23 protein-coding genes are annotated in these 24794 nt (G+C 51.8%); 22 read left to right on the forward strand and 1 reads right to left on the reverse strand.

The window, feature by feature from the left end:
• Window positions 1–56 precede the first annotated feature (56 nt).
• Window positions 57–1136: a TOBE domain-containing protein gene (locus tag FMS18_RS16675; protein WP_368854179.1), complete on the reverse strand. Its 1080-nt coding sequence runs from the start codon at window positions 1134–1136 to the stop codon at window positions 57–59.
• Window positions 1137–1272: 136 nt separating this feature from the next.
• Between FMS18_RS16675 and modA (FMS18_RS16680) the strand changes: the two genes are divergently transcribed.
• The 22 genes from modA (FMS18_RS16680) to FMS18_RS16785 all read left to right on the forward strand — a co-directional run bounded on the left by modA (FMS18_RS16680) (window position 1273) and on the right by FMS18_RS16785 (window position 24468).
• On the forward strand, window positions 1273–2007 hold the full coding sequence (gene modA / locus FMS18_RS16680) for a molybdate ABC transporter substrate-binding protein (protein ID WP_163295814.1): 735 nt from the start codon (window positions 1273–1275) through the stop codon (window positions 2005–2007).
• On the forward strand, window positions 2007–2672 hold the full coding sequence (gene modB / locus FMS18_RS16685; protein WP_163295815.1) for a molybdate ABC transporter permease subunit: 666 nt from the start codon (window positions 2007–2009) through the stop codon (window positions 2670–2672). The genes modA (FMS18_RS16680) and modB overlap by 1 nt, the downstream gene beginning before the upstream one ends.
• A complete protein-coding gene (locus FMS18_RS16690) occupies window positions 2669–3373 on the forward strand; it encodes an ATP-binding cassette domain-containing protein (protein WP_163295816.1) in 705 nt (234 codons plus the stop codon). Before modB ends, FMS18_RS16690 begins: the two co-directional genes overlap by 4 nt.
• Window positions 3373–4098, forward strand: a complete 726-nt coding sequence (modA, locus tag FMS18_RS16695) for a molybdate ABC transporter substrate-binding protein (protein ID WP_163295817.1) — start codon at window positions 3373–3375, stop codon at window positions 4096–4098. Before FMS18_RS16690 ends, modA (FMS18_RS16695) begins: the two co-directional genes overlap by 1 nt.
• 2 nt (window positions 4099–4100) lie before the next feature.
• Window positions 4101–4775: a molybdenum ABC transporter permease gene (locus tag FMS18_RS16700; RefSeq protein ID WP_163295818.1), complete on the forward strand. Its 675-nt coding sequence runs from the start codon at window positions 4101–4103 to the stop codon at window positions 4773–4775.
• Between the two features lie 12 nt (window positions 4776–4787).
• Window positions 4788–5519, forward strand: a complete 732-nt coding sequence (locus FMS18_RS16705; protein ID WP_163295819.1) for a DUF364 domain-containing protein — start codon at window positions 4788–4790, stop codon at window positions 5517–5519.
• A 658-nt stretch (window positions 5520–6177) separates the two neighbouring features.
• Window positions 6178–7197, forward strand: a complete 1020-nt coding sequence (locus FMS18_RS16710) for a molybdopterin-binding protein (RefSeq protein ID WP_163295820.1) — start codon at window positions 6178–6180, stop codon at window positions 7195–7197.
• 66 nt (window positions 7198–7263) lie between these two features.
• A complete protein-coding gene (locus tag FMS18_RS16715) occupies window positions 7264–9987 on the forward strand; it encodes a molybdopterin-dependent aldehyde oxidoreductase (protein WP_163295821.1) in 2724 nt (907 codons plus the stop codon).
• Window positions 9988–10141: 154 nt separating this feature from the next.
• On the forward strand, window positions 10142–12406 hold the full coding sequence (locus FMS18_RS16720; protein WP_163295822.1) for a pyridine nucleotide-disulfide oxidoreductase/dicluster-binding protein: 2265 nt from the start codon (window positions 10142–10144) through the stop codon (window positions 12404–12406).
• Window positions 12407–12475: 69 nt separating this feature from the next.
• Window positions 12476–12691, forward strand: a complete 216-nt coding sequence (locus FMS18_RS16725) for a DVU_1557 family redox protein (RefSeq protein ID WP_163295823.1) — start codon at window positions 12476–12478, stop codon at window positions 12689–12691.
• Entirely contained in the window at window positions 12691–13344 is a 654-nt protein-coding gene (trsM, locus tag FMS18_RS16730; RefSeq protein WP_163295824.1) for a DVU_1556 family methyltransferase, read from the forward strand. Before FMS18_RS16725 ends, trsM begins: the two co-directional genes overlap by 1 nt.
• A 107-nt stretch (window positions 13345–13451) precedes the next feature.
• Window positions 13452–13916, forward strand: a complete 465-nt coding sequence (locus tag FMS18_RS16735; RefSeq protein ID WP_163295825.1) for a DVU_1555 family C-GCAxxG-C-C protein — start codon at window positions 13452–13454, stop codon at window positions 13914–13916.
• On the forward strand, window positions 13906–15255 hold the full coding sequence (trsS, locus tag FMS18_RS16740; protein WP_163295826.1) for a radical SAM (seleno)protein TrsS: 1350 nt from the start codon (window positions 13906–13908) through the stop codon (window positions 15253–15255). Before FMS18_RS16735 ends, trsS begins: the two co-directional genes overlap by 11 nt.
• Window positions 15248–16582, forward strand: coding sequence for a DVU_1553 family AMP-dependent CoA ligase (locus FMS18_RS16745; RefSeq protein WP_163295827.1), 1335 nt, complete (start codon window positions 15248–15250; stop codon window positions 16580–16582). Before trsS ends, FMS18_RS16745 begins: the two co-directional genes overlap by 8 nt.
• A complete protein-coding gene (locus FMS18_RS16750; RefSeq protein WP_163295828.1) occupies window positions 16579–17616 on the forward strand; it encodes an XdhC family aldehyde oxidoreductase maturation factor in 1038 nt (345 codons plus the stop codon). Before FMS18_RS16745 ends, FMS18_RS16750 begins: the two co-directional genes overlap by 4 nt.
• A gap of 2 nt (window positions 17617–17618) precedes the next feature.
• Complete coding sequence (locus FMS18_RS16755) at window positions 17619–18755, forward strand: DVU_1551 family NTP transferase (protein WP_163295829.1); 1137 nt, start codon at window positions 17619–17621, stop codon at window positions 18753–18755.
• Window positions 18752–19378: a histidine phosphatase family protein gene (locus FMS18_RS16760; RefSeq protein ID WP_163295830.1), complete on the forward strand. Its 627-nt coding sequence runs from the start codon at window positions 18752–18754 to the stop codon at window positions 19376–19378. Before FMS18_RS16755 ends, FMS18_RS16760 begins: the two co-directional genes overlap by 4 nt.
• 94 nt (window positions 19379–19472) lie before the next feature.
• Entirely contained in the window at window positions 19473–20615 is a 1143-nt protein-coding gene (locus FMS18_RS16765) for an iron-containing alcohol dehydrogenase (protein ID WP_163295831.1), read from the forward strand.
• Window positions 20615–21805, forward strand: a complete 1191-nt coding sequence (locus FMS18_RS16770; RefSeq protein WP_163295832.1) for a nitrogen regulation protein NR(II) — start codon at window positions 20615–20617, stop codon at window positions 21803–21805. Before FMS18_RS16765 ends, FMS18_RS16770 begins: the two co-directional genes overlap by 1 nt.
• A gap of 3 nt (window positions 21806–21808) precedes the next feature.
• Entirely contained in the window at window positions 21809–23152 is a 1344-nt protein-coding gene (locus FMS18_RS16775; RefSeq protein ID WP_163295833.1) for a sigma-54 dependent transcriptional regulator, read from the forward strand.
• A 172-nt stretch (window positions 23153–23324) separates the two neighbouring features.
• Entirely contained in the window at window positions 23325–23870 is a 546-nt protein-coding gene (locus FMS18_RS16780) for a peroxiredoxin (protein WP_163295834.1), read from the forward strand.
• Window positions 23871–23880: 10 nt separating this feature from the next.
• The gene (locus FMS18_RS16785) at window positions 23881–24468 is read left to right on the forward strand and encodes a peroxiredoxin (RefSeq protein WP_163295835.1); all 588 of its coding nucleotides are present in this window, start codon (window positions 23881–23883) and stop codon (window positions 24466–24468) included.
• The last annotated feature ends 326 nt before the right edge of the window (window positions 24469–24794 follow it).

Below are 24794 nucleotides of genomic sequence, written 5' to 3' on the forward strand. Positions count from 1 at the left end.
ATATGCCAAAAAGAACCTAATAGGACATTATAACATAAGCGGGTGCTTAATAAAAATTAGACTGCATGTAGAACAACAGATAAAGCCTTAAAACAAAATTCCACATCAGCCCCTTCAAACAGTCCTTCTTCTTCAATAGACCATGATGTTACCAGTGCGCACATCTGGGTTCCTTCGGCGGATTCACCGGAAACCTCAGCCAGAATTTCTGTCTGTTTGATAGAGGTTACTTTGGCTGGAATGCAGTTGCGGGAACTAGTACCCTTTCCTTTTAAAGGGCGAACTGCCACCAGCGGTGCTTTTACTGTAGCGGAAACAGAAACACCTGCTTCCAGATCAAGCTTGTAAAGGCTTTCCAGAGTGATAACCGAACTGATGGTGAAACCTTCGGCGGTCTCGAATTCCACATCGGCCAGCACCCCGTCACGGCGCACGAAGCCGACCTGCCCTATAAAAGTATTGCGGGCACTGGATTTAAGCGCGCTTTCCTCAAGAGCCATACGCCGGACAATATTCTTCACATCCCCGGACGACCATTCCTGATAAACCTCGGCAAGATCGGCTGAAGACTGCCCGAGAACCTTGCGCACCACCCCCAGCGGCACACCGCTACGCAGCATTTCCACCGCTCTGGAACGGCGCAAGACCGAAGGTGCACCCTTTTTGCGCTCCAACCCGCAGGACTCGGCGCGCTCATAAAAAATTCTACGCACATAGCCGGGATCAAGATGAAAAAGTTCACCCTCAAGTCCTGATCCCATGGGACCGTCAATCAAGCCCTTAAGCTCCCGGCAGACAGATTGCGGCAGGGGAATTTCACGCCTATGCCCTTCCCGCCCTAGCAGGACAACAGCCCGGTCAAGATCAACCGCCTTACGTTCATCAAGTCCCAGAATTTCACCAAGCTTGGCCCCGGTATGCCTGAGTACGAGAAACAGACAAAAAGCCCTTGTGCGGGAACGGACGTAATCCGCGCGCATGGCCCCGTCTTTCCAACTGCGGAACTCTTCTTCCAGAGCAGAAAGTTCAGGACCGCTGAGATGCAAAACATTATCAGGAACATCAAAGACTTCCGCAGGGGCCAGCCGACTTTCTCCGGCCTGATTTTTCTGACTTCCGTTTCCTTTGTTCTGCACTTGAATAACCCTTCGAACAGTCACGTTTTTATAAGAATGCGTGACCGGTTTGAAATTTTTACAGCTCCCTGCATAAGCATAAGACACTGATAAAGCCAATTCAGGAAGACCTCAATTTCAAAATGGAGAATAGATAATGAAACGAATCAGTGCCCTCGTCCTCACCCTGCTGCTGGCCCTGCCTTTTTCGGCAAACGCTGCCGATCTTATGGTCGCACAGGCTGCCAACTTCATGCCCGCCATGCAAGAAATCATCCCCGCTTTCAAGAAAAGCAGCGGCCTTGAAGTTCTGGCCACTTACACCTCCACCGGAAAACTTTACGCCCAGATCGTAAACGGCGCGCCTTTTGATCTGTTTCTGGCCGCTGATGAACGCCGCCCCCAGAAGCTTTACAGTGACGGACTGGCTGAAACTCCCTTTGTATACGCCAAAGGGAAAGTGGTTCTCTGGTCCAAGGACAAAAATAAAATTGAACAGAGCTGGCAAAAAACCATCATGGACGGCAAATTTCAAAAGATCGCCATTGCAAACACCGAAACAGCACCCTACGGCAGCGCAGCCATGCTGGCCTTGCAGCAGACAAAACTATGGGAACTGACTAAACCGAAACTGGTTTTTGCCCAGACCATTGCCCAAACTTTTCAGTTCGCAGCCACCGGAGCAGCTGACGCCGGATTCTGCGCTTATTCATCCATGTTCACCCCCGCAGGCAAAAAAGGTGCTTTTGTGGCCATCAATGAAGCTCCCCCGGTAATTCAGGCCGCATGCATCCTTAAATCCTCAGAACATAAGAAAACCGCCCGGAAATTCATAGAATTCCTTTCCGGTCCTGAAGCATCCGCCATCAAGAAAAAATACGGGTATGACTAATGGATTTCTATCCACTCTATATCTCGGCAAAACTGGCTGTGGCTACAACCCTATTCATCCCTATTGTTGCCGCGCCCATCGCTTACATTCTTGCTTTCGTTGATTTCAAGGGCAAAAGTCTGGTTGATGCTGTTGTTTCTCTCCCCATGGTGCTTCCTCCCACGGTCCTCGGCTTCGGACTGCTTATAGTTATGGGGCCGCAGGGTTCTCTGGGAGGGCTATGGAATGACCTCACCGGGGAACGCATGGTCTTCAGCTTTTCCGGCATATTGCTGGCCTCTCTGGTCTACAACCTGCCCTTTGCAGTGCAGCCCATGCGTGCGGCCTTTGAAAAACTGGACATCCGCTTGCTGGAGAATGCGGCAGTACTGGGACTAACCTCCACGGCAACATTCTTCCGGGTGGTTCTGCCTAACAGTCTGCCCGGACTGGCGGCTTCGGCAATGCTGGTATTTGCCCACAGTCTCGGCGAATTCGGGGTCATCCTCATGGTCGGCGGGTCTATTCCCGGCTCCACCAAAGTTGCCTCCATCGCCATCTACGAAGCAGTGGAAGCCATGCGCTACGACGATGCCATGTACATGTCACTGGCAATCATCCCGGTCAGCTTTCTGGCTCTTTTAGCCATCAACCGGATCAACAGCATCAGCCGGAGCAGATCATGACCCTGAAAATAAATATTCGTAAACAACTGCCCAACTTCGCACTGGACGTAGCTCTGAACTGTAAACCCTCCACCCTGACAGCCATTGTTGGGCCATCAGGTGCCGGGAAAAGCACGTTAGTGCGCATCATTGCCGGATTGGAAGAGCCTGATTCAGGATCAATCTCCCTCGGTGAAAAAATCTGGGTGGATACGGCAACAAAAACTTTTGCTAAGCCCCAACAAAGGGGTCTGGGCCTTGTCTTTCAGGAATACACCCTCTTCCCGCATTTAAACGTGCGCAAAAACGTGGGTTTCGCGGCTGTGGATAAGGAATGTGTTCCCGCATTGCTTGAAAAATTCGGCATTTCCCACATCGCGGAAAGCAAACCGGCTAACATTTCCGGCGGAGAACGCCAGCGCGCGGCCTTTTGTCAGGCCCTTGCCCGTGAACCAGTGCTGCTCTTGCTTGATGAACCGTTTTCCGCACTGGACATCGCCACCCGCGAAGGGCTGCGCCGGGAATTACGCGAACTCAAAAGCGAGCTGAACATCCCCATCATCCACGTGACCCATGACCTTGAGGAAGCCTATTATCTGGCCGACTCCATCTTCGTACTGGAGAACGGGCATGAATCACCGCAGTGGCTGGAAAGACAGCGAGAAAGATTCTGTCCTGCACCTAAACCACGCCCCCACCTTGAACTCGTAGGAAATATGTAATGAAAAATTTATCTGCCTTGCTGCTTTTTGTCCTGCTCTCTGTTCCCGTTGCTGCTCAGGCCAAAATAGTTATTGCATCCGGCGCAGGCTACCGTGCACTGGTGGACCACCTCACCGACGAATACACTGCTAAAACCGGAAATGAAGTGGAGCGAGTCTACGGCAACATGGCCCGGGTCACCGCTCAAGCTAAGAACAGCGGCACTGTTGATCTGGTCCTCGGCGATAAAAGTTTTCTGGACAGGGCCAAACTGGATTACTCTGCGACTCAAAAAGTGGGCCGGGGACGGCTGGTTATCGCCTATCCTAAAGGGAAAAATTTTAGCGGAACTGATGATTTGCTGGCTGCGCAGGTTTCACGCATTACCCTGCCGGATACGACACGGGCCATCTACGGCAAAGCGGCGCTGCAATATCTGAAAAACAAAGGGCTGTTCAGCAGACTTGAACCGAAGCTGCTCATGGTTGCAACAGTGCCGCAATCAGCATCATATGTAGTCGCCGGGGAAGTGGACTATGCTTTCATCAACCTGACCCATGCCCGCAAGATCAAGGATTCCATTGGTGGATTCACGCTTGTGGATGAATCTGCCTATTCTCCCATTTCCATTATGATTGAACAAATGAACAGTTCTGCCCACGCTGATGAGTGCAGAATCTTTATGAAATTCCTCAAATCCAGTGCAGCACGTAAAATTGTGGCAGCCCATGGAATGCAGGATTAATTATGGACATTGCGGCAATCCTTTCTGACAGCGCAACCCTAAGTCCGCTGACCCTGTCCGCACAGGTTATGGGAGTAGCGGGAGTGTTGCATCTGGTCATTGGGGTGCCGCTGGCCTTCTGGCTCTCCCGGACCAAAGGAATGCTGCACAATATGATAGACACTGCTGTAACCCTGCCGCTGGTCTTTCCCCCGGTGGCAACCGGATTTGTGCTGCTCTTCCTGCTGGGCAGACGCGGCCCGGCTGCAAACATCTTGGGGGACTCCATTATTTTCGGATTTCCCGGCCTGGTGGTGGCAGCTTTCATCGCGGGACTTCCCCTACTGGTCAAGCCCGTACAGGCAGCCCTGAAATCAGCTGAGGCCGCCAAGCTGCGCGAAGTTGCGGCAGTACTTGGAAAATCCGAAACAGAAATATTCCTGCAAGTCCTGCTACCCTGCGCAAGAAGAAGCATTGCTGCCGGAACTTTGCTGGCCCTTGCCCGCTCCCTTGGAGAAGTGGGCATGACCCTCATGCTGGGCGGAAATGTCATCGGGCGCACCAACACCCTTTCCCTTGAAATATACAATGCGGTTTTTAACGGTGAATTTGAACGGGCGGCAGTCCTCTCATCTATCATCGGCGTCGCTTCCATAACCATGTTCACTGCGCTGAAAAAATTTTCTGACGCAGAATAAAAAGGAATCACAATGAATAAATCAATCTTAAAAGAAGTTCAGTCACGGGCATACGAAATATGGAATTCAGCGGGTATACTTGATGAAAACATTGAAGTGAAAGCCCGCACCCTGTCCACAGAAGAAGCCATAGGCAATCCCGAAGGAGATGATTTCCCCCTGCTGCGAGGCAAGGAAAAACTTATGGAAGCGCAGTTCCGGGACTGCAAAGGACAGGCTTTTACCGACCGCTACGGGGATTTCAGCAACACGTTGCGTGAAATAGCGGAAATGGACCTGAGTAACAATTTCCGACGGGCCATCTTTGTCTCTGCCTTGAACGCCGTGCAATGCAGCCTTGGCAAAGCGGACCGAACCATCCATTGTAAAGACGAAGGCCCGGCCCTGTGCGCTCCCAAGCTGGGGGATTACATTGAAGAAAAGTACGGCAAACCCAAGCTGGGACTGGTCGGTTATCAACCAGCCATGATCAAAGCCCTTTCCGGGCGATTTGATATGCGCATTGTGGACCTCGACCCGGACAATATCGGCAGCGTAAAATGCGGCATAACCGTGGAAGGACCGGACAACACCGCCGAAGTGCTGGATGATGTCAACCTGCTGATTGTCACCGGGTCAACCATTGTTAACGACAGCATCAACAATTTCCTGCGTGAGGACAAACCGACCATATTCTTTGGCACCACTGTTTCCGCCGCAGCGGAAATGATGGGCTGGCAACGATTCTGCTGCCAAAGCTCCTAATCACATCTGACAAAACCAGCCGGAATAATATCAAATTATCCCGGCTGGTTTCCATTCTGCACAGCGAAGTTGCATTCCTGCACAACCCGCATGCAGCCTTGAATAACCCTGTTTCCATTCTGCACAGTCTGCTTCTGACACATACCCATGTGACAACTGTCCCAAAATGACACACTCCTTATGCAATCAGCTTTTTATGCGCATTTCCACACATTAAACTGAAAATTATATCATGCAAATAAAAGCCTGTAAAAATATTTCTAAAAATATTGATCCAGTCTTGAAAATCACATTTTCACCAACCCACCGTTATCATTAATTATATCATTTTGGACCTAATTTTGCTGTAGATTCCATTCAATTGAGATGCGATCCACACATCCCTTACCCTGCAAGGGCTGTGAGAGCTTGTCCAAAAACGAACGATTCCAAACCGCCAATATATTGGGGTTACTTGACTTATTATTCCCACTTGGACATATAAAACTCAAGCTCGTAAAGCTTCTCTCATAGAAGCCCCAGCTGATTTAGCATCTAAAATTATGTCTTTTTTGATATATCGAAAAAGATTTTACGGACACGAAAACGGATTCAGGCTGCCGCCAAACAGATTACGCAGCTGCAACAACGAAACTATTTCAACCCGGAGCCTTAACTCATGATGAAAACTGTTCCTGTTCAGGACTCCATCGGCAATGTCCTCTGCCATGACATGACCCGCATCGTCCCCGGCGAATACAAGGGCCCTGCCTTTAAAAAAGGACACATCATCACCCCGGAAGATATTCCGGTACTTTTGGAAATCGGCAAGGAGCATGTTTACATCCTGACCCTTGAAGATGGGCAGCTGCATGAAAACGATGCCGCAAGACGTATTGCCAGAGCTGTAGCGGGTCCGGGAATCACCCTCACCGACATCAGCGAAGGGCGCATTAACATGATCGCCTCTCCGGGGCTGCTCTGCATCAACGTAGAAGCCCTGAACCGCATCAATAGTATTGATGAAGTGGTTGTGGCGACCCTGCATAACGGTATCCAGATCACTGAATCACGCGAAGTTGCCGGAACCCGCGTTGTCCCGCTGGTCATTGAAGAAAACAAGATCGAACAGGTGGAAGAAATCTGCCGTGATTGCGGTCCTATCGTCAGCGTAAAGCCTTTCCGTAACCTCAAAGTGGGCCTGATCACCACCGGAAGCGAAGTCTACCACGGACGGATCAAGGACAAATTCGGTCCTGTTATCCGCAAAAAATTTTCCCAGCTTAATTCGGAAGTCATCGGCCAGACCTTTGTCAGCGATGATCCCGATATGACCAGCACCGCGATCCTCAAAGCAATTGATGACGGAGCGCAGATGGTGGTGGTCACCGGAGGCATGAGCGTCGACCCTGACGACCAGACCCCGGCTTCAATCAGGGCCACAGGTGCCGAAATCGTCACCTACGGGGCTCCTACCTTTCCCGGAGTAATGTTCATGCTCGGCTACCTGAACGGTGTACCCATCGTGGGTCTGCCGGGCTGTGTCATGTACTACCGGGCCAGTATTTTTGACCTAATTGTTCCGCGGATCGTGGCTGGTGAACGCCCCAACCGTATGGAAATCGCCGAATTGGGCCACGGTGGTTTCTGCGCCGGTTGCGACACCTGCCGCTACCCGCTGTGTTCTTTTGGAAAATAGAGGATAGTTCGACGCCTTTTCCAGGCGCCTGCTAATAAACAGCAGTAATTCAAGGAGGTTCTCCCCATGCTTAAACGGACTCTAAAAGTTAACGGTGTAGAGAAATTCATCATATGTGAAAATGATGATTCCCTAGCCAGTGTTCTGCGCGAAAAGCTCGGTCTGCTCAGTGTTAAAATCGGTTGCGGAACCGGTCAGTGCGGTAGCTGCTCCGTCATCATCGACGGCAAGCTGAAACGTACCTGCAAGCTTGCAATGAAACGCGTTGAAGATTTCACCGAAGTCATTACCACCGAAGGTATCGGTACTCCGAATCAATTGCACCCGATCCAGCTTGCATGGATTGCCCACGGCGGCGCACAGTGCGGTTTCTGTACCCCCGGTTTTGTTGTTTCCACCTACGCCCTGCTCCTCGCCAATCCCAAGCCTTCCCGCTCTGACATCCGCGATTGGTTCCAGAAGCATCGCAACGCCTGCCGCTGCACCGGTTACAAACCGCTCGTTGACGCAGTTCAGGACGCAGCAGCAGTTATGCGCGGCGACATGAGCGAAGAAGAACTGATCTTCAAAATGCCCGAAGACCAGCGCATCTGGGGTTCCAATTATCCCCGCCCCACCGCTGTTGCCAAAGTTACCGGTACTCTCGAATACGGTGCAGACCTCGGCCTGAACATGCCCGAAGGTTCCCTCAATTGCGCACTGGTACAGGCTGAAGTTTCCCACGCCAACATCATTTCCATCGACACCAGCGAAGCTGAAGCCATGGAAGGCGTTGAAAAAGTAGTTACCTACAAAGATATCAAGGGTAAGAACCGCATCACCGGCCTGATCACCTTCCCCACCAACAAAGGTGACGGTTGGGATCGCCCCATCCTTAACGATGAAAAGGTCTTCCAGTACGGCGACGCTATTGCCATTGTCTGCGCTACTTCCGAAAAAATCGCGAAAGCTGCAGCCAAACTGGTTAAAGTAGAACTGGAACAGCTGCCCGAATACATGAACGCACCTGCCGCCATGGAAGAAGATGCCATGGAAATCCATCCCGGCACCCCCAACGTTTACTTTGAACAGAAAATCGTTAAGGGCGAAGAAACCGCTCCCATCATGGACAAAGCAGACATTGTTCTCGAAGGCTCCTACTATGTACAGCGTCAGCCGCACATGCCCATCGAGCCGGATGTAGGTTTCGCTTTCCTCGATGATGACGGCAAACTCAACATCCACTCCAAATCCATCGGCCTGCATCTGCACGCAGCAATGATCGCTCCCGGTCTCGGCATTGAGCTGGAAAACCTGATCATGGTCCAGAACTACGCCGGCGGTACCTTCGGTTACAAGTTCTCCCCCACCATGGAAGCACTGGTCGGCGCAGCCTGCCTCGCAACCGGCAAGCCTGTATTCCTGAATTACACTTGGGAACAGCAGCAGCAGTACACCGGTAAACGTTCACCCTTCTTTACCGACATCCGCCTTGCAGCAAGCAAAGACGGCGATCTGCTCGGCATGGAAACCGACTGGGTCTGCGACCACGGTCCCTACTCCGAATTCGGTGACCTGCTGACTCTGCGCGGTGCTCAGTTCATCGGTGCAGGTTACAAGCTGGAAAATATTCGCGGTCTCGGTAAAACCGTCTGCACCAACCACGCATGGGGTTCTGCTTTCCGTGGTTACGGTGCTCCTGAAACCGAATTCGGCTATGAAGTCATGATGGACGAACTGGCTGAAAAAATAGGTATGGACCCCTTTGATCTGCGCGAAAAGAACGTCTACCGTGAAAGCCTTGGCGACACCACACCTACCGGTTGTAAGCCTGAAGTATACTGCATGGAAGACATCTTCACACAGGGGCGTCCCAAGTATGAAGAGATGAAAAAATGGGCTGCTGAAGGAGCTGCCGAAGGTTTCAAACGCGGCGTTGGTATCGCAGTAGGTATCTACGGTTCCGGTCTTGACGGACCTGACACCGCAGAATCCGCTATCGAACTGAACAAAGACGGTTCCGTAACTCTCTACAACTGCTGGCATGACCACGGTCAGGGTGCGGACATCGGTTGTCTGGGTACTGCCCACGAAACCCTGCGCCCCCTCGGACTCGATCCTGAACAGATCCATCTGGTCATGAACGATACCCGCACCTGCCCCAACGGCGGCCCCGCCGGCGGTAGCCGTTCACAGGTTGTTATCGGTAACGCAATCATCGCTGCCTGCCGCAACCTCATGGACGCAATGCGCAAGGCAGACAACTCCTACATGAGCTATGACGAAATGGTCGCAGCGGGCAAAGAGCTCCGTTACGATGGTAAATGGTCCGCTCCGGCCACCGATTGTGATGAAAACGGTCAGGGTAGCCCCTTTGCCTGCTACATGTACGGTCTGTTCATGTCCGGCGTAGAAGTTGAAATCGCTACCGGTAAAGTTCAGGTAGAAAAGATGAAACTCATTGCCGACATCGGTAAGATCAACAACAAACTCGCTGTTGACGGCCAGATGTACGGCGGTCTTGCACAGGGTGTAGGCCTCGCACTTACCGAGGACTTCGAAGACATCAAGAAGCACGCAACCATGGTCGGTGCCGGCTTCCCCTACATCAAGCAGATCCCCGATGATATCGAACTGGTCTACGTTGAGACCGATCGTCCCAACGGCCCCCACGGCGCATCCGGTGTCGGTGAGCTTCCGCTGACCACCCCGCACGCTTCCGTTATCAACGCTATCTACAATGCCTGCGGCGCACGCGTAACCCACCTCCCGGCTCGCCCCGAGAAGGTTCTCGCTGCCATGAAAGGCTAATTAATTGAACTTAAGCCCGGACTCTGGTTTGATGCCGGAGTCCGGGCTTTTCTTGCCTCCGGCGGATCTGCCGACGGCCTCTCCGAGGGCCAGAGAAACTTTTTAAAAAAGCTTCTCTGGACTCTTCAAAAACTTTTAATAGGGCTTCGCCGTTATGGATCAGAAGAATTTACGCGATTGGGAAGCAAAGTGTACTCAGGAAGAGCCGCCTAAATGTAAAGCTCGTTGTCCGCTGCATGTGGATGGACGGGAATTCTGCCGTCTTATGGCTGCGGGACAAATTGACAAAGCTTGGGCAGTACTATGTAAGACCATGCCTTTTCCTTCGGTCAGTGCCAGAATCTGTGACGGGGACTGTCAAAACGACTGTCTGCGTGAACAAGTGGGCGGGGGGATCAACCTTGCCGCGCTGGAACGGTTTGCCGCCGAAAATGCCAAACGCTCCCCCATGATCCGGGCGTTGCCCCCCAAAGGCAAAAATGTCGCTGTTTTCGGTGCCCATCTTTCCGGGCTGTCCGCCGCTTGGGACCTCGGCAAAAAAGGCTTTACCGTTATTGTGTTCTGTGAAGACAAGTTACAGGGTTTCGAGAGTCTCCCGGCGGACCGGGTCAGCAATAAAATTATTGAAAAAGAACTGGCCCAGCTCGGCAAAATGAATGTTTCCTTTGCGGAGCACGGCAAACCAGATCCGCAAACTATTATGGCGGCCAACGAGAGCTTCGACGCTGTTTTTGTCGATCCCCTTGCATACAACAGTACGCAGCTTGGAATAAGTGAAGTGGACCTAGGCACTTTGCAAACCAGCATTGATTTCCTGTTCGCCTCTCCGGATGTGGGCGATAAACCCCCCATTGAACTCATTGCCCTTGGGCGCAAGGGCGCGCTTTCCATTGAACGTAAGCTCCAGAATGCCTCCCTCACTGCCGGACGTGACCGCGAAGCCCCGTTTGAAACAAAACTTTTCACCAACATCAGTAAGACGGAAACAATCCCCCCCGTTGCAGTCCCTGATGAAGGCTACTCACCGGAACAAGCCCTCGAGGAAGCCTCCCGCTGTCTGCTCTGCGAATGCATGGAATGTGTGAATAATTGTGCTTATCTGGAGGAGTTCAAGAGCTATCCCAAAGCTTATGCCCGCCAGATTTACAACAACGCATCCATTGTCATGGGCACCCGCATGGCCAATACCATGATCAACTCCTGCATGCTCTGCGGACTGTGCGAGAAGGTCTGTCCTGAAAATTTCGCCATGCAGGATATCGTCCTTGAAGCACGGCAGGATCTGGTGGAAAAAGGACACATGCCGCCATCGGCTCATGAATTCGCCTTCCGCGATATGGATTTTGCCGATTCTTCCCCCTGTGCGCTGGTTAAACACCAGCCGGGAACAACCCAAAGCAATCAGGCTTTCTTTCCCGGCTGCCAGCTGAGCGCGTCCGATCCCGGTGCAATTGAGCGTACCTACGCCCATCTCTGCTCAGTGCTGGACGGCGGAACCGGACTTCTGCTGCGCTGCTGCGGAGCTCCTGCGGACTGGGCCGGGCAAAAAGAGATGTTCGGACGCAAAATGGAATCCCTGAAACGGGATTGGGAATCCCTCGGTCGTCCGCAGATTATCGCCGCCTGTCCCTCTTGCATTGAAAGCCTGCGCAAAGGATTGCCCGAAGTGGATGTCATTTCCCTGTGGACAGTCTTGAGTTCAGAACTAGGGCAGCTGAAACAGCACCCGGAAATGGCATTGCTTTCCCTGCAAGATCCCTGTTCGGCCCGCAACAATCATGAGCTGATGAATGATGTCCGCCTGCTGCTCAGCGGTCTGGACATTACTTTTGAAGAGCCGGAGCTTTCCGGTACTCACACCGAATGCTGCGGCTTTGGCGGTTTGCTGGCTAATGCCAATGAATCGCTTGCAGACAAAGTTGCCCGGCGCAGAGCTGAAAAGCTGGATTACGATGGCGTAACCTACTGCGCCATGTGCCGGGACATGCTTTCCAAGGCAGGGAAACGTTGCCAGCACATTCTCGATATTATCTTTCCCGACGGCAGCAAAGACCCTGCCGGACGTTTGGCACCCGGCTATTCCGCACGGCGTGAGAATAGAGTTCGCTTGAAGGAAACTCTTCTCCGGAAAACATGGAACGAACAACCGGAATCGCGCAGCGATTATGAATCCATCGCTGTTAAATTCACTGAAGAAGCCCGCAAAATGATGGAAGAGCGGCGCATTCTTTTATCCGATGTGCAGAAAACTCTGCATGCAGTGCAGGATTCAAAGCAAGTGCTGGAAAACACGGAAAACGGACACAATCTGGTACAGTTCCGTCCTGTCACGGTAACCTACTGGGTTGAATACGAGATGAAAGAAAATAACTATCTGGTCCATCGGGTCTGGTCCCATCGTATGCGGGTACTTGGATAAAAATATTTTTTTAAAATGAATTCATAAATATGCTTTTTATAGATGAGTGCTGGAAATAGGAGGTAGTTCATGGGTACTTTAAAAGTTCTGGATGAAGATTTTTCCTCGTGGAAGTGCGCCACATGCGGCAAAGCACTGCATCCCTCTCCTGTAGAGCTGGAATATCTGGACAGCAGATTTAATGTTGAATTGCCCAGCTGCCCGGATTGCGGATTCGTGCTCATTCCCGAAGATCTGGCACTGGGTAAAATGGCCGAAGTGGAGCGGATGCTGGAGGATAAATAATGAAGGGAACCCCGCTCTGGGAAAGATCCATTCTACGTGACGCAGCCGGAAACACTCTGCGCCCCGGAGGATTCACCCTTACCGACCGGGCCGTAACCTTAACCGGACTTCCCGTAAACGCACGGGTACTGGATGTGGGCTGCGGACTGGGCGCAACAGTTGAGCATCTGCGTACAAAACACGGCCTGAATGCCTGCGGCATGGATTACTCCCCGCGCCAGCTTTCGGAAGCCCCGGCAGATTTACCGCTGACCCGCGCAGACGGTGCACATCTACCTTATACAGACTCCTGCTTTGACGCCATTTTTTGTGAATGCGTACTCTCTCTCATGCCGGACAAGGAACAGACCATCAGCGAATTCAAGCGGGTACTCACAGATGGCGGCAAGCTGATCATCAGCGACCTTTACCGTCGCGGCAGCGGACAAATTCAATGTCTGGACGGTTCCTGCGCCAATTCTCCGCTCTATCTCGGGCGGATTGAACAAATTTTAAAGCAACAGGGTATGCACATAACTGCCATAGAGGATTATTCCCGACTATTGGTGGAACTGGCTGCCAAATTGGTCTTTGCAGGAGACCCCCCCCCGGCGTCCGGGGGAAACTGCTGTGACCGCCCCGGCTACATGCTGATGATAGCGACTCAGAACTAACCCACCCTCAAATATTTACACGGCGAAGCCAAATAAAAGGTTTTGGGATTCTTAAACCCTTTTGCAAAAGGGTTTAAGCCCTCGGAGAGCCGCCGGAGGCATCAATAATGACAGACACAGACCTTAGAATAATGCAACTTAACGGCGCGGGTTATTGCTGCGCCCAGATCATGATCATCCTTTGCCTTGATAATTTGCAGCAGGACAATCCGGACCTTGTGCGTGCAGCGCAGGGGCTGTGCATGGGCATGGGCGACTGTGCCGGGACCTGCGGCATTCTAAGCGGCGGACTCTGTGCGCTGGGACTATACGCGGGCAAGGGTACGGACATGGAAACAGCCGAAGACAATTACCCCCTGCTGGTGGAAACTTTTAGGGAATGGTTCAAGGAACGGGTCAGTAGAGAATTCGGCGGTATAGCATGCAGCGATATTCTGGACGGAGAATGCGGTCAGCCACGGGCGGACCGCTGCGGTGTTCTGCTTGGTGAAGCCTATACCCAGCTGGTAAACATTCTGCTGGAAAACGGATATGACCCGGCTGTAGGAAGGGAAGAGGCCGATGGATATTAGCTTTGATATTACTGAGACCGAATCCCTATGCCCGGTCTGTCTGAAAAAAATTTCGGCCCGCAGGGTCACGGAAAACGGCGAAAGCCGCATTGTAAAAAAGTGCCCTGAACATGGGGAATTCAGCACCCCTTTCTGGCGCGGAGAACCGGCTATTCAAGGCTGGTCCCGGCCTAAAATCCCCTCAACTCCCCCGGTGATGGATACAGCTGAAAGCAAAGGCTGTCCCTTTGACTGTGGACTCTGCCCGGACCACAACCAGCACACCTGCACCACTCTGCTGGAGATAACATGGCGTTGCGACCTCAAATGCAAGGTATGCTTTGCCTCGGCAGGACAGAAAGTCCCGGCTGATCCCACGATTCCAGAACTGGATAAACTGCTTGAGAAAGTCCGCAACACTGCCGGACCATGCAACCTGCAACTTTCGGGCGGAGAACCGGCAGTGCGCGATGACCTGCCGCGTATTGCCGAACTGGCAAAAAGACATGGCTTTCCATTTGTGCAGGTCAATACCAACGGTGTACGAGTGGCCCGCGACCCCGGCCTTGCCAAACGCTGGGCAGCGGGGGGTGTGGATTCTGCATTTTTACAATTTGACGGCACCTGTGACCATATTTACAAAACCATCCGTGGTCGCAACCTGCTGGAAGAAAAAATCAAGGCAATTGAGAACCTCACTGCAGCGGGAATCGGAGTAGTGCTTGTTCCTACCATTGTTCCCGGTGTGAATGATGATGATCTCGGAGATATCTTAAAACTAGCGGTATCATATGCCCCGGGTGTACGCGGGGTCCATTTCCAGCCGGTAAGCTATTTCGGACGCTACCCCGCACCGCCATCAGACGATATGCGCATCACCCTGCCGGAAATCATGACCGCTTTGGAAGAACAGAGCGAACATCTGATCCACCGGGACGACTTCATGCCTCCGGGCTGTGAACATTCCCTGTGTTCCTTCCACGCCAACTATCTGGTTATGGAAGACGGAAGCTTGAAAAAACTTTCTGCCAAAAAGGAAGGATGCTGTACCCCGCAACCGGCTTCTGAAGGCGCGGATAAATCCAAGGCTTTTGTACGCCGACAATGGTCCGCCCCGGAAACTGCCTGCGAATGCGAAGAACCGCAGGATGACCTTGACCGCTTTTTAAACAGAGCCAAGACCCATATTTTCGCCCTTTCCGGTATGGCATTTCAGGATGCATGGACACTTGACCTTGACCGCTTAAAAGGGTGTTGTATCCATGTTGCCGCTCCTGACGGCAGACTGATTCCTTTCTGCGCCTACAATTTGACCGCCATGGACGGCTCAACCCTGTACAGGAGAATGATTGATGACTGACCGCCCGCTGGGTAAATGGCTCAATCTACGCATGGGCCGTGCTCCCGATATGAAACCTGTCTCCGTGCAAGAACTTCAGGAATGGCAGTTCGCTTCGTTACGACAAACAATGTTTCAAGCAGTAAAGAACTGTCCTTTCTATCACGAACGACTGGCCGGGATACAAACCGGGGCCGTACACACACCTGCGGACCTTGCTCAAATTCCATTCACAACCGGCGACGATCTGCGCAATGGTCCTGAAAATTTTCTCTGCGTTTCGCAGGATGAAATAGCAAGAGCGGTCACTCTTGCCAGTTCCGGCTCCAGCGGACCGCCCAAAAGGCTGTTCTTCACTGCCGGAGACCTTGAACGGACAATCGAATTTTTCCAGTACGGAATGTCTTCCATGCTGAGGGAAGGAGAAACCATTCTGGCAATCCTGCCCGATTCACGCCCCGGCGGGGTCGGCTCCCTGTTTGCGGAATCCATTTCACTGCTGGGAGGGGAAACCGTACTTCCGGTCAACCCGTCATATATCAGTACCCTGCTCAACCTGCTGCTCGACACCCATGCCAGCTGCATCTTGGGGCCGGCAATTCAAGTACACGCTCTGGCCCGCATGCTGGAAAGCAAGGGCATCACGATCAAACATGTTCGCTCGGTACTGCTCTGCTGGGATGTGCTTCCCCATGCCAGTATGCAAACCATCTCACGTGTCTTCGGCTGCGAGGTTTTTTCCCATTGGGGCATGACCGAGACCTGCCTCGGCGGCGGGGTGGAATGCTGTTCCGGTTCGGGTATGCATCTTCGGGAGCCGGATTTCTTTGTGGAAATCATCAATCCGGCAACGGAAAAACAGGTCCCGGACGGCCATAAAGGCGAAATCGTCATCAGCACCCTTTCGCGAAGAGCCATGCCCTTGATCCGTTACCGCACAGGGGATGTGGGCTGCATCATGCCTGATGAATGCTCCTGCGGGCTGCCCCTGCGCAGGCTGGGTGCGGTGGAAGGCAGACTTGATGACGGCATAATCCTCCCCGGAGGAAGCAGGCTTGACTTAGGTGAACTGAACAACATCATTCTGGCACATAAAGAGATCCTCGATTTCAGAGTAGAATACCAACCTGCTGATCTGGTCCTCTCCTTTAAGCTGGATGTACTGCCCGGAGCAAAACCCAGCCCGGAAGTAAAGCAAATGCTCCTCGGGTATCCCAAAATCCAGCAGGCTTGCGCCAATCACAATTTAAAAATCTCGACCAGACTTGCCAATCAGGACGGAACCATCCACTCCGGTTTCGGCAAACGTTCCATAACAATCAACCCGACAAAGGGTGCTACCCTATGAAAAAACTCATTTCCAATCTCTGTTCCAAACTAGAATCCGGCAACGACCTCATTCTGGCTTCCATTATAAAAAGCTCTGGTTCCACTCCCCGCTCATCTGGCAGCAAAATGATCGTCATGCGTGACGGTTCCATTGACGGTACCATCGGCGGGGGACTGGTTGAAGCACTGGTCCAGAAAGCCGCAGCCAAAATTTTTGACGATCCGGCTAACACCGTAGCTTTCCGTGAATTTGATCTTTCCAACGAGCTGGCTGCCAATGCGGACATGATCTGCGGCGGTCACGTTGAAGTCATGCTCGAACACCTCCCCGCGGATGAGCCGACAATTGCTGTTTTCAACGCTGTGAATGAAGCCTTGCGTAAGGGCAAACATGCCGTGCTATTCACTGTCTCTGAAGGGAGTATGGTCCGGGAGCGGCAGACTGTCCGCCCTTGCTGTCAACTTCCGGCACTGCAATTTGCCGAAGAAAAAGAGGCTACCAGACTTCTTGAAGCCGCCCTAAAATCAGGAACCCCGGTAATAGAAGAGATCGACGGTGCACGACTGACAACAGAAGCCTTCATCCCTCAGCCGGACCTTTACATTTTCGGGGCCGGACATGTTTCCCGGCCCACAGCCGAGCTGGCAACATCAGTCAACTTCCGCACCGTGGTACTTGACGACCGGGCGGAATTTGCCAGTGAAGAAAGATTCCCGCAGGCTGCGGAACTACACGTGTTACCTGACTTTGATGATTGTTTTTCCGCACTGGATGTAAATGATAATTCATACATCATAATTGTCACCAGAGGGCATTTGCATGACAAGACCGTGCTGGGGCAGGCCCTTGCCACCCCGGCCCGCTACGTGGGCATGATCGGCAGTTCCAAAAAACGCAATGCAATCTACGATGCCCTGCGTGATGAGGGAGTTGCGCAAGAAGAAATCGACCGTTGCCACTGTCCCATCGGCCTGACAATCGGAGCGCAGACACCTGAAGAAATCGCGGTATCCATTGTGGGAGAACTGATCCAGAAACGAGCCGGGGGCTGAGCATGAAAATCTACGGACTGATTCTGGCGGCGGGCTTTTCGTCGCGCATGGGAAAACTGAAAGCTTTGCTGCCGCTGGACGGCTGCACCGTGCTTTCACGCTGCATCCGCTCGCTGGTAAATGGCGGAGCTTCCGATGTCTTTGTGGTCACCGGACACAAGGCGGATCAGGTCGGGTCCGAGGCAAATGTGCTGGGCATGCATGAAATTTACAACCCGGATTATGAACAAGGCATGTTTTCCTCGGTGAAAGCCGGGGTACAGGAACTTCCGAACGATGCTGACGCATTTCTGATTCTCCCGGTGGATATCCCGCTGGTGCGGTCCTCAACCATCCGGGCCCTGACCTTTGATTATTCATCCGAACCCGCAGACATTATTTACCCCTGCTTTCGCGGGGAAAGAGGCCATCCCCCGCTGATAAGCGCAAAACTCATCCCCGAAATTATGGCCCATGACGGAAAAGGAGGACTGCGCACAGTCCTTGAAAGGCACGACAAGAATGCCCGAGAGCGAAATATGCCGGATCTCGGTATTCTGCGCGATCTTGATACCCCTGAAGATTATGAACAGGCCCGGCTCATTTCACGCCGCCGCGTTCCCCTGCCTGAAGAATGTGAAGCCCTCTGGGAACTGGCAGAAACCCCGCTCCAGACCCGTGAACATTGTAAAACCGTAGCCGAAGCGGCCTGCTTGATGGCCAAAGCCCTGAACAAGGCCCGCGACAACCAGAAAACCCTTGACCTCAATGTGGTCAAATGCGCGGCCCTGATGCACGATGTAGCCAAGCTCAAACGCAACCATGAAGCCGCCGGCGCGGCCATACTTGCAGGCTACGGCTTTTCAGGCATTGCCGATATTGTGGCCGCCCACCGGGACACGGATATCAAACCAGACTCCCCGCTCACAGAGCAGGAAATAGTTTTTCTGGCCGATAAACTTTTTCAAGGCACCAATCCGGTCTCACTTGACCAGCGTTACGGCAAAACCCTTGCAAGGTGGAAGGATGATCCCGAAGCCGTAGCCGCCATAAACGGCAGGCTGGCACGGGCCAAGGATCTACTTCAAAGATATGAACAGGAAGCAGGACTAAGCGTCCCCGAGCTGCTGCCCGGTATAATGGCAAAGGAACTTGTATGATCATACTCATCCGCCACGGGGAAATTGAAGGCGCAAAAGGTCGGGCTGTGGGTCAAATTGACCTGCCTCTTTCCGCAAATGGATTCAAACAGGCTGCACAACTGGCTGAATCCTTGGAATCCTTCCAACCTCGGCGTATCTATTGCAGTCCCCTGACCAGAACCATGCAAACAGCATCTTTTATTGAAAAGCAATGCGGGCTTGAGGCAATCCCGGTCCCGGAGATTAAAGAGATTAACTTGGGAGAATGGGACGGGCTCGACTTTTCGGAACTAAAAAAACTTTACCCGCAGGACTATAAACAACGCGGGAAAGACATCGCAGGATTCCGTGCGCCCGGAGGTGAAAATTTCACGAATGTGAAGGAGAGGGTCAGTTCTTTTCTGGGACAACTTAATGGGGACAGCCCGATCATGGCAGTAACCCATGCGGGGGTGATCAGGGTCGTTATGCATATTGTGCTGGACTTTCCACTGGATAATATTTTCAGGATCAAACCGGACTACTGCCATGTCACGGTCATCGAAAGTAAAGGAGATGGATTCTTCCTGAAGGCATACAACCTGCCCGCGAGACCGGGGCTTGTTGAAGAACTGGCTGAAATGATGCCGAAACAAGGCTGATTCCCATATCCTTGACTTATTTTGCATGCAGACCGACAATGAAATAATACAATAATTATATAAAGATAGGCATAATTTTAAGCAAAGGAAATATATGCAGGTTACCAAATTCGCCATCCCGGAAGTTATTTTCGGAAACGGCAGTATCACCTATCTGGCTTCATGCGCCCAAAGACTGGGAGCCAAACGGGTCCTGCTGGTCAGTGACAAGGGGCTTGAAGAATCAGGCTGGGTAAGAATTATCATCAATCTTCTTAAGGCCGCCAACCTGGACTGCGTATATTTTGACGGACTGACCTCCAACCCTCGGGCCTGCCAGATTCAGCAAGGCGCAAAGCTTTACCGGGACCACAATGCCGATGTTATCATCGGACTGGGCGGAGGAAGCCCCATTGATGCAGCCAAAGGCATCGCCACCATTGTCAGTAACGGCGGAGAAATCCACGATTACGAAGGAGCCAACCGCATCAGTCGTCCCCTGCCGCCCATGATCCTGATCCCCACCACAGCCGGAAGCGGCTCCGATGTATCGCAATACGCCATCATCACCGACAAAAAGCGCAAGGTTAAAATGGCCATCATCAGCCGTTCGCTGGTGCCCAATATTTCAATCATCGATCCCGATCTGCTGGTGACCAAACCCCGTGAACTCATTCTTGCCTCAGCAGTGGATGCTCTGGCCCACGCCATTGAATCCTATGTTTCAAGACTGGCCTCCCCCTTTACTGAATCACAGGCCTTGACCGCCATCAGGCTCATTGCCGGTAATATCAAGCCGGCAGCCAACTCCAAGGACCATGAAGCATTGAAAAATCTTTCCATAGCCAGCACGGCGGCCGGTATGTCCTTCAGTAATGCCGGACTTGGGGTCGGTCATTCGCTGGCCCACTCCCTGGGCGGACGTTATGACGTGACCCACGGTCTGACGCTGCCCATCCTGCTGCCCAATGTAGTCAGATTCAACAAACCCTGCGCAGAAAGAAAAATGGAAACTATCGCCCGGACCATCAACGAAAGCTGTCCGGCTCCGGCCAAGCAGAAAAAGCACGATTTAAGTGAAATTCTGCAATCAATGTTCGAAGAACTGGGCATCCCCATGCGATTACGGGAAATTGTCCCGGACAACGACCAGATGGAAGAAATCTGCCGACTAGCGGTTAAAGATGCCTGTTCGGTGACCAACCCAAGGGAAGCGGATTGTGACGACCTTCTCAAAATTTGCGGAGAGTCATGGTAATGCCTGAAAAAACAGCACTGCACGATCTGATAGGCATTGAACACCACAAGCTTAATTTTTTTCAGGAACTCCAGAAAAACATCAAAGAGCTGAAAGAAATCAACCGTGAATCCGAAGACCAGCGTTGCGAAATTGCAGCCATTCTGGACGGCATAACCGATGTAATGATGGTTCTTTCCGAGGATATGAAAATCATCTCGGTGAACCGCGTGTTCGAACAGCTTTTTCCCGGCATCAATCCCATCGGAAAGAAATGCTACACCCTGTTCAGGGACAGCGAACACCCCTGCCCGGAATGTCCGGCTTTCAAATCCCTTTCCACCAACACAGTCTGCAAAAATACTGCTATCTTCCGCATTGAAGGCAAAAACCAACAATTTGATATGGTCGCCTCTCCGCTGAAGACTCCCGGAACCGAAGAAGACCGCATCCTGATCTTTAAAAGGGATGTGACCATGGAAAAGGAATATCAGGCAAAATTTTATCAGGCCGAAAAAATGGCTACCATCGGGGTTCTGGCTGCTGGGGTTGCCCATGAAATAAACAACCCCATGGCTGCGGTGGCCGGATTTGCCGAAGGCATCCAACGCAGGCTGACCCGGCTCGACAAAGATATTCCCGCCGAACTGGCGGAAGATCTCTACGATTACACCAATACAATCCTGAAAGAATGTTTACGCTGTCAGGACATTGTAAAGACCCTGCTGTCATTCAGCCGCCCGGTGGCCTCGGAATTCATTCCCGTGGACCTGAATCAGGTGGCTGAAGATACCCTGCGGCTGTTGGATCACCAATTCCGCCGTTATCAGCAGGTGAAACTAGAGGTGAAGCTGACCTCGCCCATGCAGTCCATCCTTGGCAACGAAGCCCAGCTCAAACAGGTCATCCTCAACCTGCTGACCAATGCGGTGGATGCCATTGAACATAACGGGAAAATCAGCATTGAGACTTTCATTGAGGACGAACACGTGGGAGTACGGGTCAGTGATTCCGGCTGCGGTATTCCCGAAGAGAATCGGGACATGCTCTTTGAACCATTCTTCACCACCAAACAGGTGGGCAAGGGAATCGGCATCGGGCTGTCCACCTGTTTTAACATTGTAAGAGAACACAACGGCGAAATCATAGTGGACAGTGAAGTGGGCAAAGGTTCCAGCTTCACCGTACTTTTCCCCCTGCAAAGAGATTAGAGAATGCCTGAATCATACAAAGTACTTGTGGTGGACGATGAAGAATCCATCCTCAAACTGCTCAGCAAAGAACTCGCAAGCCCGGAACGGGTACTGCATACAGCCAACTGCGCCAAAACCGCACGGGAAATGGTCCGCAAGGAACGCTACGAAGTAATTGTTTCCGATATCCGTCTGCCGGACGGGGACGGCCTTGAACTACTCACAGAATTTAAAGATATGGAACCGGACGTGGAGGTCATCCTGATCACCGGGCACGGCAATATCGACAATGCGGTTGAAGCCATCCGCATCGGAGCCTACGACTACATAACCAAACCATTCCGTCTCGACCGGGTGGAACTGGTAGTGGACCGGGCCTGGCAAAGGGTCTGCCTGACCCGTGAAAACCGCAGTTACAGACACTCCCAGCAATGCGAAACAGCAGGCTCGCAACTCATCGGCAGCTCCACGCCCATCAAACAGATTCGCCACCTGATCAATAAAGTCGCGCCCACCAATGTCCCGGTACTGATCACCGGGGAATCCGGGGCCGGTAAAGATGTGGTGGCCCACTCCATCCATTGCGCCAGCCAGCGCGCGGGCAAGCCCATGATCGTCAAGAACTGCGCCACCCTGCAAAAGGAACTTTCACGCAGTGAACTTTTCGGACACACCAAAGGGTCCTTTACCGGGGCCACGGAAAACTGTGACGGATTGATGACCTTCGCCCATACCGGGACCCTTTTTCTTGACGAAATCGGGGAACTGCCCATGGAAGTACAGGCCTCTCTGCTGCGCGTTCTTGAATCACACACCTTCCGCAGGGTTGGGGAAAAAGACGAACGCACCGTGGATATCCGCTTCCTTTTCGCCACCAACCGCAATCTCGCCAAAGAGGTGGAGGAAGGCAGATTCCATGAAGCTCTTTTTCACCGCATCAATGTCTTCAACATCAGCCTGCCGGAACTCAAAGACCGCCGCGAAGATGTACCCCTGCTCATAGACTTTTTCATCAACAAGCTCGGTTTCCAGATGGGACAAGGTGAATACACGGTCAGCGAACGGGCCATGCAATGCATGCTCTCCTACCACTGGCCGGGCAATGTGCGCGAACTGCGCAACGTGCTTGAACGCAGCATCATCCTTGCGGACAACAACAACATTACCTGCGCCTGCCTGCCCAAGGAAATCGCCGACCAGCCGGAGCGCGAAGGCGAGGCCGGGATCCTCTCCCTTGAAAGAATGGAACGCGAACACATCATCAAGGCTCTTGATTTCTTCAACGGTAACCGCCAGAAGGCCGCACAGGCTCTAGGGATCGGCAGAAAAACCCTTTACCGGAAGATTGATAAGTATAATTTGTAAAGATAATCCTATTGCTCATAAATTATGCATGCCGTCCCGGTCCTTCGGGGCGACTTTCTTATTTAAATTCCCTACCACTTTAGTGCCAAATCAACCCCAGCTTTGCTGCAACTGGACTAATCCCCCCATTCAGGCAGGATACACTTTCCACAAACTCCAAAAGGGAAACATCATGCATAAAATCATCTTTGTTTTAATAATTCTTTCATTATTTGTAAGTTCAGCAGCTTATGCTGCCCCGCTCCAGTCCGGCACAAATTTCCCGGATATCCGGCTTGAAGGCAAACTTACCGGGGAGCAAAAAAAGTATCTAGACTTAAAGGGCGACGGCCCATGGAAAATCAGCGACATTGAAGCGGACTATCTTATAATAGAAGTATACAGCATGTATTGCCCTCACTGCCAGAGAGAAGCCCCGGCAGTGAACTCCTTCTGCAACCTGCTCAGCAAATCAAAAGAATGTGCAGAAGTAAAATTTATCGGCCTTGCCGCTGGCAACACTGAATTTGAAATAGATTTTTTCAAAGAAAAATTCGGAGTGGAATTCCCGATATTTGCTGACCCGGAACTCGAAATCCATGATGAAATAGGTCAACCCGGAACTCCGCATTTCTTCATGCTCAAAAATGAAGACGGAAACTTTAAAATTATTCTGTCCCATGAAGGACCTTTTGAATCAGCAGATAAATTTATAGAACTGATCAAGGACAAGCTTTAGGAGAATAGAGATGAAAAAAACTATTCTCTGCACTATTTCCATACTCCTGCTCGCTTGCGCCAATACTCAGGCCGAAGTTGCCAAAGAGCAGATATTCAAATCAGCAAAACTGAAGCCGGTAAACAGTGTCCTGAAAGTCAAAACAGGAGAGATAGCCCCGGATTTCAGCCTGCCCGCTATTTCAGGAAACAAGATCAGCCTGTCTTCATACCGGAGCAGGAAAAATGTTGTTATATCATTTGTGCCCGCAGCATTCACGCCCATCTGCTCCGACCAATGGCCGGGTTACAACCTTGCCCGTGAGCTGTTTGAAATGCACGATGCAGTAATCCTCGGCATCACCACCGACAACATCCCCTCACTGCATGCATGGACCATCCAGATGGGTAAAGACGGTCTGTGGTTTCCGGTTCTGTCCGATTTCTATCCCCACGGGGCCACAGCCGACAAGTACGGCATACTCAGGCCCGACGGTATTTCGGAGCGGGCGATATTCATCATCGATAAGAAAGGAGTGCTGCGTTATATTGACGTACACGACATAAATAAAAGACCGGACCTCGGCGGGATAATTAAAGCCCTTGAAAAATTAAACTGAGTGCCAAAACACAACCAATAAGCTAAGCCGCTCCGCTAAACCGGGGCGGCTTTTTCTTTAGCATCAATGTAAAACAAAACTTAAAAACATAACACACATCACAACAATACACAAAGAAAACTATTTGATTTTACAATCAACAACAAATAAACATCAAATTCCATGCAAAAGACTCCCAACCAAGCCAATTTTCCATCAACATATATGCCCGACAAAGCACAAGTGCCATCTGACACACAGCACTGCATTGCTGGTTCATAATGACACACCCATGCTTCATGCCCTGCAATGTAACGCTTTTGCCACTCTTGTTATATTTTTCACAT

Origin of the sequence: Desulfovibrio sp. JC022, assembly GCF_010470665.1 — a bacterium.
In the GTDB taxonomy this organism is placed as follows: Bacteria; Desulfobacterota; Desulfovibrionia; order Desulfovibrionales; family Desulfovibrionaceae; genus Maridesulfovibrio.